The 13,838-nt window shown below is 39.3% G+C and carries 15 protein-coding genes; 4 read left to right on the top strand and 11 right to left on the bottom strand.

Annotated features, from left to right (window positions below):
* Nucleotides 1-15 precede the first annotated feature (15 nt).
* Nucleotides 16-1,461 carry a lipopolysaccharide biosynthesis protein gene (locus tag NMU02_RS00660; RefSeq protein ID WP_255025135.1) on the top strand — a complete coding sequence of 482 codons (1,446 nt, stop codon included), beginning with the start codon at nucleotides 16-18 and terminating at the stop codon, nucleotides 1,459-1,461.
* Nucleotides 1,458-2,399: a glycosyltransferase family 92 protein gene (locus NMU02_RS00655; RefSeq protein WP_255025134.1), complete on the top strand. Its 942-nt coding sequence runs from the start codon at nucleotides 1,458-1,460 to the stop codon at nucleotides 2,397-2,399. Before NMU02_RS00660 ends, NMU02_RS00655 begins: the two co-directional genes overlap by 4 nt.
* Nucleotides 2,400-2,438: 39 nt before the next feature.
* On the opposite strand, the gene NMU02_RS00650 is transcribed toward NMU02_RS00655, so the two are convergent.
* From NMU02_RS00650 to NMU02_RS00610, 9 genes are all read right to left on the bottom strand, one after another.
* A complete protein-coding gene (locus NMU02_RS00650) occupies nucleotides 2,439-3,134 on the bottom strand; it encodes an acylneuraminate cytidylyltransferase family protein (RefSeq protein ID WP_255025133.1) in 696 nt (231 codons plus the stop codon).
* Between the two features lie 6 nt (nucleotides 3,135-3,140).
* Entirely contained in the window at nucleotides 3,141-4,196 is a 1,056-nt protein-coding gene (locus NMU02_RS00645) for a nucleotidyltransferase family protein (RefSeq protein ID WP_255025132.1), read from the bottom strand.
* A complete protein-coding gene (gene neuC, locus NMU02_RS00640) occupies nucleotides 4,193-5,350 on the bottom strand; it encodes a UDP-N-acetylglucosamine 2-epimerase (protein WP_255025131.1) in 1,158 nt (385 codons plus the stop codon). The genes NMU02_RS00645 and neuC overlap by 4 nt, the downstream gene beginning before the upstream one ends.
* Nucleotides 5,351-5,358: 8 nt before the next feature.
* On the bottom strand, nucleotides 5,359-6,363 hold the full coding sequence (neuB, locus tag NMU02_RS00635) for an N-acetylneuraminate synthase (RefSeq protein WP_255025130.1): 1,005 nt from the start codon (nucleotides 6,361-6,363) through the stop codon (nucleotides 5,359-5,361).
* 6 nt (nucleotides 6,364-6,369) lie between these two features.
* Nucleotides 6,370-6,678 (bottom strand): LNS2 domain-containing protein, encoded by a 309-nt coding sequence (locus NMU02_RS00630; protein ID WP_255025129.1) that lies wholly within the window; start codon nucleotides 6,676-6,678, stop codon nucleotides 6,370-6,372.
* A complete protein-coding gene (locus NMU02_RS00625) occupies nucleotides 6,662-7,618 on the bottom strand; it encodes an ATP-grasp domain-containing protein (RefSeq protein WP_255025127.1) in 957 nt (318 codons plus the stop codon). Before NMU02_RS00625 ends, NMU02_RS00630 begins: the two co-directional genes overlap by 17 nt.
* Complete coding sequence (locus NMU02_RS00620) at nucleotides 7,615-8,754, bottom strand: LegC family aminotransferase (protein WP_255025125.1); 1,140 nt, start codon at nucleotides 8,752-8,754, stop codon at nucleotides 7,615-7,617. Before NMU02_RS00620 ends, NMU02_RS00625 begins: the two co-directional genes overlap by 4 nt.
* On the bottom strand, nucleotides 8,747-9,724 hold the full coding sequence (locus tag NMU02_RS00615; protein WP_255025124.1) for an NAD-dependent 4,6-dehydratase LegB: 978 nt from the start codon (nucleotides 9,722-9,724) through the stop codon (nucleotides 8,747-8,749). Before NMU02_RS00615 ends, NMU02_RS00620 begins: the two co-directional genes overlap by 8 nt.
* Nucleotides 9,725-9,786: 62 nt before the next feature.
* On the bottom strand, nucleotides 9,787-10,647 hold the full coding sequence (locus NMU02_RS00610) for a motility associated factor glycosyltransferase family protein (RefSeq protein ID WP_255025123.1): 861 nt from the start codon (nucleotides 10,645-10,647) through the stop codon (nucleotides 9,787-9,789).
* Between the two features lie 126 nt (nucleotides 10,648-10,773).
* Between NMU02_RS00610 and NMU02_RS00605 the strand changes: the two genes are divergently transcribed.
* Nucleotides 10,774-12,036: a glycosyltransferase gene (locus tag NMU02_RS00605; protein ID WP_255025119.1), complete on the top strand. Its 1,263-nt coding sequence runs from the start codon at nucleotides 10,774-10,776 to the stop codon at nucleotides 12,034-12,036.
* A gap of 11 nt (nucleotides 12,037-12,047) precedes the next feature.
* Nucleotides 12,048-12,797: a glycosyltransferase family 2 protein gene (locus NMU02_RS00600; protein WP_255025117.1), complete on the top strand. Its 750-nt coding sequence runs from the start codon at nucleotides 12,048-12,050 to the stop codon at nucleotides 12,795-12,797.
* 22 nt (nucleotides 12,798-12,819) lie between these two features.
* On the opposite strand, the gene NMU02_RS00595 is transcribed toward NMU02_RS00600, so the two are convergent.
* Together NMU02_RS00595 and NMU02_RS00590 are read right to left on the bottom strand one after the other, a co-directional pair.
* Nucleotides 12,820-13,014 (bottom strand): PLDc N-terminal domain-containing protein, encoded by a 195-nt coding sequence (locus tag NMU02_RS00595; protein WP_255025116.1) that lies wholly within the window; start codon nucleotides 13,012-13,014, stop codon nucleotides 12,820-12,822.
* 107 nt (nucleotides 13,015-13,121) lie between these two features.
* Complete coding sequence (locus NMU02_RS00590) at nucleotides 13,122-13,826, bottom strand: DNA alkylation repair protein (RefSeq protein ID WP_255025115.1); 705 nt, start codon at nucleotides 13,824-13,826, stop codon at nucleotides 13,122-13,124.
* Between the last annotated feature and the right edge of the window lie 12 nt (nucleotides 13,827-13,838).

Below are 13,838 nucleotides of genomic sequence, written 5' to 3'. Positions count from 1 at the left end.
TTCATACTCCTACCGATGAGCGAATCACTAAAAGAAAAAACGGCAAAAGGTCTTTTTTGGGGCGGACTGAGCAACGGGTTGCAACAAATACTGAACCTGCTTTTCGGTATCTTTATCGCACGCATTCTGAATGCCGGCGATTACGGTATGGTGGGTATGCTCATGATATTTTCCGCAATAGCGGGTATCATCCAGGACAGCGGATTTTCCATCGCTCTTATCAATAAACGAAATGCAACTCACAAAGATTATAATGCCGTATTTTGGTTTTGTGCACTTGTTGGCATAAGTATGTATCTTATTCTTTTTTTTATAGCCCCTCTGATTGCCCGGTTTTATGGCATTCCCCAACTTGTACCCCTTTCCCGATTTTTATTTCTGGGTTTTCTTATCGGGAGTTTAGGTACGGTACATGGGGCTATACTTACGAAAAAAATGATGATTAAACAAAAAGCAAAAGCCAATATTATCGCTATTCTTTTCTCGGGAACTGTAGGAGTAATTATGGCATTGAACGGAATGTCGTATTGGGGCATTGCCGCACAAAACATCACCTACATGTTGACATTGGTAATTTTAATATGGCATTATTCTCCTTGGAAACCCACTCTCAAGATCAACCTAAATCCTCTGAAAGGGATGTTCTCTTTCAGTTTTAAAGTTCTTATTACAAATATTTTCGTACAAGCCAATGCCAACATATTTTCGGCATTACTGGGTAAATTTTACAATCCTTCTCAGGTAGGATTCTATACGCAAGGAAACAAATGGATGGTAATGGGTAATACATTTATCGCCAGTATGGTTAACGGAGTATCGCAACCGGTTCTTGCCGAGGTATCCGCTGAAAAAGATAGACAACTGAAAATATTCAGAAAAATGCTGCGTTTCACAGCATTCGTATCTTTCCCGATTATGTTTGGATTAGCTCTTATCGCACCTGAACTCATCCTGATAACCGTTACCGACAAATGGCTACCGAGTGTACCTATTCTACAATTACTTTGCATATGGGGCGCTGTATCTCCTTTAAACACTCTTTTTTCGAATATGATCGTCAGCCATGGCCGATCGAATATATTTATGTGGAACACAATAACACTTGGAATCCTACAATTCGGAATATTATTACTCTTGCACCGGTTCGGAATATATGCGATGATTATCGGGTTTGCCACAGTCAACATCTGCTGGATTTTTATATGGCAACGTTTTGCCCGCCGTTTTATCGGATTGCGGTTAATCGATATGCTGAAAGATATTTTACCTTACGCTTTTTTTGCTCTGCTTTCTATCGGGATATCCTACTCGATTGTAATAAAGATAGATAATATTTATGCAAGCGTAATTATAAAATTTATTTGTGCTGTTATTTTATATCTATTTTTTATGTGGATAAGTCGTTCGGTAATGTTCCGGGAAAGTATATCTTTCATTTATAAAAAAAGAAGAAAAATATGAAATACATCACCTATGTGCCCATAAAGAAAAAAAATTTCTTTTGGACAATAATCAGATATATTCGTTTTTTTATCTCGTTTACAAGTATATATATTAATAAGATAAATAAAAAAACGAAAAAATATAATTGTTCGATTTGTGCCATTTTCAAAAATGAAGCCCCATTCTTGAAAGAATGGATGGAATATCACCTATTAATCGGAATCGATCACTTTTATTTATATAATAACTTTTCGGATGATAATTACAACGAAATTCTCTTGCCTTATATCGAAAAAGGAGTAGTAGACCTTATAGACTGGCCTGTGCAATATGGACAACTACAAGCCTACAAACATTGTTACGAGACCTATAAAAACGATACAGAGTGGATCGGATACATCGATCTGGATGAATTCGTTTGTCTGAAATACGAACAAAATATAAAAGATTGGATAAAAGGATATAAAAAATACCCGAGTGTTCTTATTAATTGGAAATTTTTCGGGACTTCGGGCCGGCTACAACATGATCCCGACCGACTGGTTATTGAACAGTACACGGCTTCATGGTCCCATTTGGTAAATACCGGAAAATCTTTTATAAATACAGCATACCGTTTCGAGGTATTTACTTGCCATACATTTTATGCAGAAACCTCCTTGGTGGGAATAAAAACAAAAATATTACCGGTTAACGAGTTCAAACGTTTCTTCCATTACTGGATTCCCCGTACTCCTTTACATGCCGAATCGAAAATACAGATAAACCACTATTATACAAGGTCATACCAACAACATATTTATAAGAATATGCTACGTGGAGATGCCTGCTCGGCAGGAAGTCAGCAAGGACGTATCGCAGAAGGCCGTTTTGAGGCTCATGAAACAAAAAATATCAATAAAGACTATACGATTCAAAGATTTCTCGTTTTTTTAAAATTAAGGCTCGAAAAGTAGGTTTAAACGGAACATTCTCACCGTAATATTATTTTTACACTACTTGCGCCTTCCGTTTCGCTTCGCAATAAGAAATTCTGCAAACTCCCAATCAAGCGGTGTATCTAAATCCACATTATCGATATTATTCATTACATATTTTACATTTTTGGAAAATTCCCCGAGCGATTTCGATTTCAGAGAGTCGACATTCATTACATAAATCGCACCATTGTACTCATATACTTTGGGACAATCCTGCCTGCGTGTAAAATGCCCATCCTTTGATCGCTGTAAATAACCGTTTTTATCTTCTTCGAATAATACGAAATACGGATTTTTATCGGTTTCTATCACCGATACGACCATATCATAAGAGGAATCATACAACGAGATAGCTTCTCGAATATGCCGTGCTGTTCTAAACGGCGAAGTCGGTTGCAAAAGCACTACTACATCATAATAAATTCCACGATCCTCATAATATTTAAGAGCATGCATAATAACTTCATAACTGCCAGCCCGGTCGGTTGCCAATTCTTCAGGGCGCTTAAAAGGTACCGAAAGACCGTACTCCCGTACTACTTCGATAATCTCGTCGTCATCGGTACTTACGCATATATCATTATCGGAAGCTATGCCACGAGCCGCATCGATAGTATAATAAATAAGGGGCCGTCCTCCCAATTTTTTTATATTTTTACGGGGAATTCCCTTCGACCCTCCTCTTGCGGGAATCAAAAATAATGCTCTCATATCGAATTATTCCGTTTTCAGATATTTGATAAATTCTTTAGCTTTCTTATAATCTTCCGGTTTTCCGATGTCTATCCAATAACCTACTACAGGAAAATAAGTCACTTTCTTACGATCATCGATCAACCGTTGCATTAAATCGGTAGCATCGCACCGACACCCTTTTTGAATATATTTATCGATTACCGACTTTTTTATCAGATAGATTCCGCCATTGGAGAAATACGTATAGGTGGGTTTTTCTTCGAACGAATGTATCAGCCCGTCGGAGGTCTGCATGACAGCATAAGGGATCGATATATTATAAGGTACAGAAGCAACTGACATATCGGCTCCGCTTTCGCTGAAATGTAAATAAAACTCTTCGAAATCGATATTGGTAAACAAATCGGAATTCATCACCAATACAACCTCATTATCGAATTCAGAAATTTCACCTAATGCTCCGATCGTACCGAGAGGTATTCCCTCCTCGACATATCCGATTGTTGCCCCTTTTTGGCTTCCGTCTCCGAAATATGCCTTTATTTGCTCTCCCAAATACCGTACCGATATCGTAATTTTATCAATTCCAAAATATAATAGATTATCTATGTTATATTCTATAATAGGTTTATTGCCCAAAGGTAAAAGTGGTTTCGGTACCGAATCGGTCAACGGTCGCAGCCTTTCGCCCCTGCCACCGGCCATAACCACGGCATCTACGGGCAATATAGTTCTTTTATCCCTAAAATTATAAACTCTCGTGATGCGTCCCTCTTTATCGACGACAGGAACCAGTTCCAACCTTTTTTTCCGTATAGTACGCATATCTTCAGTAGTAAAGCCCGTATCGTGTAAAACAAATGGATGAGGATGAAGTACTCTCGTTACCAAATCGGAGAGTTCAGCACCCCCGATAAGCGCACGCCTTATATCCCCGTCGGTAATACTTCCCACCAGTTTTTTACCGGAATCTACTACAAGTAAAGTAAGAATATCCGATGACAATTCGTTTAATCTCGCCAAAGCGTCTCTAACGGATAATGAGTCGTTTATGATATATTTTTCAGTTGACATCATAATGATAAATCATAAAATTTTTTCGGAATCAATGAAGATATATCGGTATTTTTAATCACATCGAGTATTTCGTATACGGTTCCGTTTTTTTCATAAGGATTTATTGCCCGGCTCGCCACTTCTTTAAAATCAGAAGAAAATGCTTTCTTTATAGCTTCTCCGATCGATTCTTTATCAGGCTCACAATCGATGACACTTTCACTACGGATTCGGCCTTTCTGACGGTCTCCGATATTGACTGTCGGGATACCGAAAGAGGGTGCTTCGACAATTCCACTCGAAGAATTCCCGATAACAGCATCGACATATTGCAACGCAGACAAATACCTAAGATAGCCCAACGAAAGAAATGAAACAGATTTTTCGGGATGGTGCTCTACAAAATCATCGATCATCGAGATGATCACCCGTCCGTCAGAGTCAGAATTTGGCTTCGTAAAAATGATATGAGCACCCGATTTATCGAGTGCCTCCAACAAATCGGAAAATTGATCAGCCGCAGTGTGCTGTTCAAGAGTCACAGGATGGAATGTTACCAACAGATTTCGCTCTCCCAACCGAAAACCGATACTCTCCTCAAATGCCTCTCGACTCAATAAATTCATATTCCGAATATTATCCAATCCTATAGAACCCACATTATATACTCTCGAGGGATTTTCTCCTAATTGTATAACTCGGTTACGATACTCTTCGGTCGTTGTAAAGTGCAAATGGCTCATTTTGGTAACAGCATGGCGTATCGAATCGTCATATGCACCTTCGGTAACATCCCCTCCCGAAATATGAGCCACCGGAATGCGAAATAACAATGCCGTAGAAACAGCACCTAATATTTCATACCGGTCTCCTAATACGATGATCATATCGGGCTGTAAATCGGTATATGCATCGGCAAAACCGATTATACCCAGGCCCAACGATTTTGCGACCGATGAAGAAGTATCGGCAGAAAGCAACATTTCTACCTTTTTATTGATCTTAAAACCGTCTTTTTCGATCTCGCGATAAGTTAGCCCGAACTCGGGAGAAAGATGCATATTAGTCGCAATAATTTGCAATTGCATATCGACATCCTCCTCGATGAACCTCATCAAGCGACTTAAAAGCCCATATTCGGCCCGTGTACCGGTTACAATACATATTTTCCGCATAATAAATCCTATATTTCGATAAGTTCGTCTTCTTTAAAATCACGAGGTGCTGTTTTCCCGATAACTTCATACCACCGCATCGGAGAAATACCATTTCCAGGACGTTTTACGGTCATATTCTCGGCGGTAAATATTTCACCGGCAAAAATATTTTTCGCAGCAATAAGACTTTTACGGGCTATCGGCTGATTTTTCCGCTCAGAAGGAGATACTTCTTTTATCGTACTACCTAATGCCCGTTCGATATTACGTATCGAAAGCACCATTTGTTTTAGTTCTTCGGGTTCAAGAGAAGCCTTATGATCGGGTCCCGGCAATTTTTTATCGAGTGTAAAATGCTTCTCGATAACACAAGCACCCATTGCAACAGCGGCTAAAGGAACCTCGATTCCACAAGTATGGTCCGAATAACCTACTTTTACCCCAAAACATCGAGCCAAAGTTTGCATAGCCCGAAGATTTACGTCCTCATAAGGAGTAGGATACTCGGTATTGCAATGTAGTAAAATAATTTTTTCCCGTATGAGGCCTCCATCAATAAGTACATTCAGGGCCGCTTCGATATCGCCCAACCCCGACATTCCCGTAGAAAGAATTACCGGTCTCCCCAAACGGGATATTTTTTGCAAATAGGGTAAATTGGTAATCTCTCCCGAAGGAATCTTATAATAGTCCATATCGAGTTCTTCCAAGACATCTATCGATTCGAGATCAAAGGGTGTAGATAGAAATTTTATGCCCGTTTCATCGCAAAAATCTTTTAACGGCTTATAATCGGTCAAAGGTAAGTGAATCGCCCTGCACATATCGAGTTGAGATTCTTCCTTATGAGTAGTACCTAATTGATACTCGGCTTTCGGTGCATATTTTGAAATAACGAGTTCCGGACGAGCTGTCTGAAACTTTACATAATCGGCTCCAGCTTCTTTAGCAGCCAATACCAACTCTTTGGCCAACCGGTAATCTCCGTTATGATTTACTCCGGCTTCGGCTATTATAATCGCTTTACCCATGGACTCTTATTTATTCAATTTTTTCAGTATTTCTTCCCAATTATCCTGAAACCGAAGGGCCCGGTCGTCTATCCAGACATCTCCTACCGGTTTTCCCATCATCAATTGATGATATTTTACACCGTATTGTTTCAGCCACGCTGTCGTCATTTCAAATTCCATCCACGTACGCGCCGAATAGATAATAATCGTATTACCAGCATCATACAAAGCGTTTACAGCCTCAACAGCTCCGGTTTTAGGCTGAGCCAGGCACCGGCTATATGTCCGTTCTTCGGTACAAATCGTACCATCCATATCAATGATGATCTGCATAAAATATAACTTCTTTAAAATATCTTGTCATTAATGTATTTTCCCTCCAATCATCGACCGGTTCGGGCATATTTCCGGCTTCTTCTTCAAGAAGAAACAAAGGTATGTCGGCGCCTGCTTCTATACTGACGATTACCCCTCCACCCAATCGTGGATTTATTTCCATAATATAAATCTCATCGGTCGTCTTGTCTCGTAAAAACTGAATCGTTACAGGCCCACGAAATCCTCCGGCCAATATAATTTCACGAGACAAAGCAATAAGCCTTTCATCCCGTACCGTAACGGAATTCATAACCTCTCCTCCGGCTACATCCAGGCGTAAACGGGGAACAACAGAAATAATTTTACCGGAAGAAGAAACATAAGCATCGACCGTAAATTCTTCTCTTTCGGCTATGTATTTCTGAATAACGTATTCATCGGGATTTTCTACCGACAGCCAAGTAACCCGGTCGGTAATTATCCGTATTCCTTTAGATGCAGATCCTTTTCTTGGTTTTAGAATAACCGGAAAAACAGGGATCTCTTGTAACCGGTAACTCTGAGGAATGGGGAACTTCCGACTTATAAACCATTCTTCAGAACATTTTTTATCGAACATTATACGACATATTTCGATCGGACTACACGGTATAAAAACATCGGGAAGAGCTGTCTTTAAGCGTGCAGCTACTTCAACAGCAGGGTCGACAAAAGGCAATACCATTCCGATATGAAACTCTTTTATAACCGAAATAAGATGTTTGTCGAGAGCAACATCTTTCCATCGCAACCCAAGAATAACTTTTCCTACCGATGCAATAGGTACTGTCTGATTAAGCTCATAAGAAAATATACATACATCGATTTCTTTCTTACAGCCCGCCGCTATCAGATGTTCTGCAAAAGAAACTCGCTTGGCGCCTCCTAAAAATAATATATTCAATCGTTTACTCATAATCGTACACTACTCGGAATATTTACGACACGCTGCTCGAGATATTCACAATTCTGTAAATCACCACACTCTGCCGTTTCAAACATCGGCAGTTTATTCATCAACCGCCAAATAGGACGTGTCATAATTCCGTGATCATTACTATACTGAAGAAACTCATCCCGTTCATAACGGTCTTTAAAAATAATGGCATTCAGCCAATAATTAGAACAAGCATTTTCAGGTTCCGACACAAACGTTATATCCAATTCATTAAAAAAGTTTTTATATAAATCGGCAAGTTCTCTTTTTTTTTCTAAAAAAAGTGGTAAAGTCTCTAATTGAGCACACCCTAAAGCCGCATTAATATTAGGCATCCGATAATTATAACCGATATGATCGTGAACAAATTCCCAGGGATGAGGAACTTTAGCCTGTGTCGTAAGATGCTTTGCATAATCACCCAACGACTTATCTGAAAATAATAACACCCCGCCTCCTCCAGTCGTTATCGTTTTATTACCGTTAAAACTAATCGCCCCGATATTTCCGAAAGTACCCGTATGCCGACCGCTATAAAAACTGCCGATACTTTCGGCTGCATCTTCTATTAGTTGAAGATGATAACGACTACATAACTCTGCAATACGATCGATACGGACAGGATGTCCGAAAGTATGCATCGGGACACAGGCTTTGATACGCCGTCCGGTTTTTTTATTATATAATGCATCCCCCTTATATTCGGAATTTTTTTGTAACCACTCCTCCATTTTACCGGGAGAGAGGCCTAACGTGTCGGTATCTACATCTATAAACACAGGGTGAGCGCCGCAATAACTCAAAGCATTACAGGTCGCAATAAAGGTAAGCGGCTGCGTAATCACTTCATCGCCACGTTCTACACCCGCTAACAAAAGTGCCATATGAATGGCACTTGTTCCATTCACACACACAACAGCTCTGGCTGCACCGGTATATTCAGCCATCATCGATTCGAAACGGTCGACAAACTTTCCTACACTCGACACAAAAGTAGTATCGATACATTCTTCGAGATATTTTTTTTCATTTCCCACAAAACAAGGAGCATGTAAGGGAACAATTTCCTTACCGCCGAAAGTAATGCGTATAAAATCGACAATCTCGCTAAACATTATAAATATCGGCTTTATATTTTTTCAAATTCTCTTTATCGAGAAACCATCCGATAGTTTCTCTTAAACCGTCCTCTATCGTATAAGAGGGTAAAAATCCGGTAAGCCTTCTTATTTTTCCGTTATCGCCCCATAAACGAAATACTTCTGAATTTTTAGGACGCAACCGTTGAGAATCTTCGATAAATCGTACATCGGCATTCATTAAACCGGCAATTTTTTCAAGAGTATCCCGCATAGATATCTCATGGTTACTACATACGTTTACTTCTTGTCCTATAGCCGCTTCGCACTGTGCCAACTCGATGAATCCCTTACAAATATCTTTTACATAATTGAAATCACGGGTGGGAGTAAGATCACCTAGCTTTATTTCTTTTTTCCCCTGCGCAATCTGAGTTATAATCGTAGGAATAATCGCTCTTGCCGATTGTCTCGGACCATATGCATTAAAAGGTCTCACAATCACGACCGGTAATCCGAACGCATTATAAAAACTCATTGCCAGCGCATCGGCCCCAATTTTCGAGGCTGAGTAAGGAGATTGCGGTTGCCGGGGATGTTTTTCATCGATAGGAACATATTTTGCGGTTCCGTATACTTCGGATGTAGAAGTAACCAACACCCTCGAAACATCATTTTCTTTAGCCGCCTGACAAATATTCAATGTACCCTTTACATTCGTATCTATATAACTGTCGGGGGCTATATATGAATAAGGAATTGCAATAAGTGCTGCAAGATGAAATACGATATCGATATCTTTTGTTATGTGTTTACAAAAATAAGGATCTCGCACATCGCCGGTAACCACCTCAAGTTGCGGATGTCGGATACCCTCGAGCCACCCCCAATCGTTAAACGAATTATAATACGATAAAGCTCTTACTCCATACCCCTTTTCGAGTAACATTTCGGTAAGATGAGAACCGATAAAACCATCGGCTCCGGTCACTAATACTTTTTTCATTTTCTATTTATCTTCAGAAAGCATTATTAAGAAACGCTGCTTTTATTTTCTATTGCCAAATTTTATATCTTCAACCGTTGGAACGCATCGATAAACGAACCGGGTGTTATATTATATATTTTAATACCAGAGTAACGGGCATAATCTTCTACCGCAAAATAAGAACGAAAAGCAACCGACATACTATATAAAACTTCATGCAGTTTCACTTTAGCATACTCGGCAAATACCTGTTTTACTTCTTGTTCGCTTTCCTTATAAAAATGAGGTTGTACCGTTAATACTCGGTTATTATCGTCGACCGATAGCTGAGTTGTCCAGGAATGATCGGCTCCCGCAATATAAATTTTGCCAAATCTCATTCGTAAACCCAACATCAGAGAAGGAATAAGAACATTACGTGGACGAGGCCCTCCCCATCCATACCGGTAGGCCATTCTTGTAAACCATTTATAACCTTCTACTGGAGTCGTATTGTAATAAACCACATGTATTTTCCGATTTTTTTCGATTAACGAATGCCAATCTCCTTTACCTGAGGCCACCGCAGGCATGAATAAAACCATATCCCAAGTGACCGTTTCCCGAATATGACGGAACAAATCGGTAGCCCGTTGCTGTGTTCCCGAATAAAAGTAAGGATCGGCAATCACATAAAGAGCAGGACGCAAGCGTTCGAAAACCGGAGTAGCACCGGCAAAGTTGACGGCCAGCAGCGTTTTATTCTCTAAAAAAGAGTAATGTTCATCGATCGTTGTATTAAGTGAGGGGCCATTTCCCAAAATAACCAATTCTTCGGAAAAACCCGAAACAGATGGAACCGGCGTTTTCCATTTCGAAAACAAAGCTATTTTTACCAGGCTCAAACCAGTCTGCACACTATCATTAGCCAGTCGTTGTATTTTATCGAAAAACGGGTTCATAAACCGTATTTATAGTCCTCACAAATGTAACCATTTTTTTTAGAATACCAATGCAAAGCTTTTTGGAACACATAAAGGCCAAACCACAAAAAAAACGTATCTTCACATCGTAAAAATCAATAGGAAATGAAAATAGTCCTGATAAATACATCCGACAGCGGAGGCGGTGCTGCGATTGCCTGTAAACGCCTTAAAGATGCACTGAAAAAAGAAGGTGCTGATGTAAATATGTTAGTGGCTTGTAAAACAACCGAAGATAACGATACGATACAGGTCATCTCACCATTACGTTATAAACTGAATTTCATACTCGAACGATTGCAGATATATTGTGCCAATCGTTTCTCAAAGAAAAACCTTTTTGCCATTTCGACTGCTTCTACCGGATGCGATATTTCTTCTTTCCCGGAAATCAAAAAAGCCGACATCTTGCATCTACACTGGGTAAACCAAGGTTTTTTATCTTTAAATGACATACAAAAACTCATCTCGCTCGGAAAACCGGTCGTTATTACGCTACATGATATGTGGTATTGTACTGCTATTTGCCACCATGCTTGCGGATGCAAACAATTTACAACAGGATGTCAAAAATGTTTCTATTTAAAAACACCGGGAACCCATGACCTTTCAGCCATCACATGGAATAAAAAAATATTCCTGAAAAATGCAGGTATTACTTTTGTACCGGTAAGCAACTGGCTTAATGAAAAAGTAAAAACCAGCGGTTTAACCGGGAGTTCTTTTTCTACCGTAATACCGAATACTCTCGACACTACCGTATTTTATCCCAAGAACCGGGAAGAATACCGAAAAAAAGCAATGATCAGCGACGAACGTATGGTAATCGTTTTCGGTGCTGCAAAGCTAAATGACCCAAACAAAGGATTCGATCTCCTGAAACAGGCTCTCAAAATATTGTACGAAAAGTATGGAAAACGACTTTTATTGATTTTATTCGGAAAAATTAAAAATGACCCCGATTTTTTGAATTATATTCCTTGTGAATACCGATATATGGGAAAAATTTCCGAAGCGAACGAACTGGCAGCTTTATATTCGGCAGCAGATGTTACCGTTGTACCATCACATTACGAGACCTTCGGACAAACACTTATCGAATCGATGGCTTGCGGGACACCGGGTGTCTCTTTCGACAATAGCGGGCAAAACGATGTTATCGAACATTTACATACCGGATATCTTGCGACTTATCCTTCTCCCGAATCATTGGCAGAGGGTATCGACTGGGGGTTTCAACAAAAGGGAAACCTTACAATAAAAGAAAATTGTATCGAAAGAGTACGGCACATGTACCACAGCCGGACCGTAGCCCGCCAATATCTGGAACTGTATAACCGATTACTTACTCCCAAAAATAAAGATTAATCTATACGATAATGGAAAAACCCTTTTTTACGATCGTAACAATAACATACAATGCAGAAAAAACAGTAGGTATTACCTTAGAAAGCGTAGGTAATCAGAGTTATAAAAATTACGAATATATCGCAATCGACGGTGCATCAAAAGACCGAACGACCCAAATTTTAAAATCATCTCCTTACTTGACAAAATATATCAGTGAACCCGACAACGGATTGTATGATGCCATGAATAAAGGTCTAAAACTGGCAACGGGAGAGTATATCATTTTTTTAAATGCCGGAGATGCACTTCATTCTAAAGACACATTAGAAAAAATTGTCGATTCTATCGGAGAAAACAGACCCGATATCATTTATGGTGAAACAGCATTGGTAGATACCGACCGAAATTTTATCGGAATGAGGAGATTACATGCTCCGGATAAACTTACCTGGAAAAGTTTTCGTATGGGAATGTTAGTTTGTCATCAGGCATTTATCGTACGTCGGGAATTGGCACCCGAATATGATACCCAATATCGCTTTTCAGCTGACTACGACTGGTGCATCCGTTGCATGAAAAAATCTTCCCAAATACACAATACCCACCATACCCTTATCGATTATCTGAACGAAGGAATTACCACACAAAATCATAAGGCATCGCTAAAAGAACGATACGACATCATGGTACGCTATTACGGACGCATTTCCGTAACGTTGTTGCACCTATGGTTTGCGGTGAGGTATTATATGTCGAAATGGGTTAGAAACCAGGCATAAGAAAAAAATGCCCTTACCAAAGTTATTTACCGGCACACCATTTTTCTATATTGTCTTTTACTATAAAATAGTATACCAACAACCCGATCCAACTGGTAAGCAGGATAAGAATACTTACTATCACTTTACAAGTCATGGAGATGTTTTTTTTAAAAACATCTACGACACACCATATCGTACAAATAAGACCGACAATGTAAATAATAAATGATAACATAGCTTATATAATTATTAAGTGAATCGAACGATAGTCATCTACCTTTCAATCAAATTTACTAAATCCTATTATAAACTAAATTACCTATACCGTTAAAAATTACAATATTATCTTTTAAGATAATACTTACGTCGTTCTTCAGGAGAAAATTTTTCAACGGCATAACGTACCATCGTACGGGGCATATTCATATAACGTCTTTCAAGAAAATCGACCAATGCTTTCTTATCTTTCTTCCCTACTTCACGCAACATCCATCCTACCGCTTTTTGCATAAGATCATGCGGATGATTTTGCAATCGATCGGCAATGATAAGAGTATCGGTAAAATCAGAGGACCGGATATATATCCAGGTTGCTACTATCGAAATACGTTGTTCCCACAAATAATTGCTTCGGGAAAGACGATGCAAAGGTTCTCGGTCTTTATGTAAAAGATACTGTCCCACAATCTGATAAGCCGATAAATCTACTAAATCCCAATTATTTATATAGCGGGTATGAGCCAAATAAGTTTCAAAAACATTTTGTTTTACCGACTCGTCACCATGTTTAAATATTTCGATCATCGTCAATAACGCCAATAGCCGGCATTCATGAATCGGATCGGATAATAGCTTAGTTAATTCAGACAAAGGAGCTTCCCTGAATTGTCGGGCGACTTTCCTGACCTGCGGAACCGGAATTCCGGCAAAAGTATCGCCTTCACCATATTCACCTTTACCTGTTTTGAAAAAACCCTGCAACACTTTTGCTTTTTCATCGTCGGCATAAGTGAGCAAAGTCTCTTTCATATTTCCGAATGTAATCATAAGCTTTTTTAT

It is taken from the genome of Coprobacter tertius (assembly GCF_024330105.1).
GTDB lineage: Bacteria > Bacteroidota > Bacteroidia > Bacteroidales > Coprobacteraceae > Coprobacter > Coprobacter tertius.
Note: the sequence above shows the minus strand (reverse complement) of the source record. Positions and strands in the feature narration are given on the sequence as shown.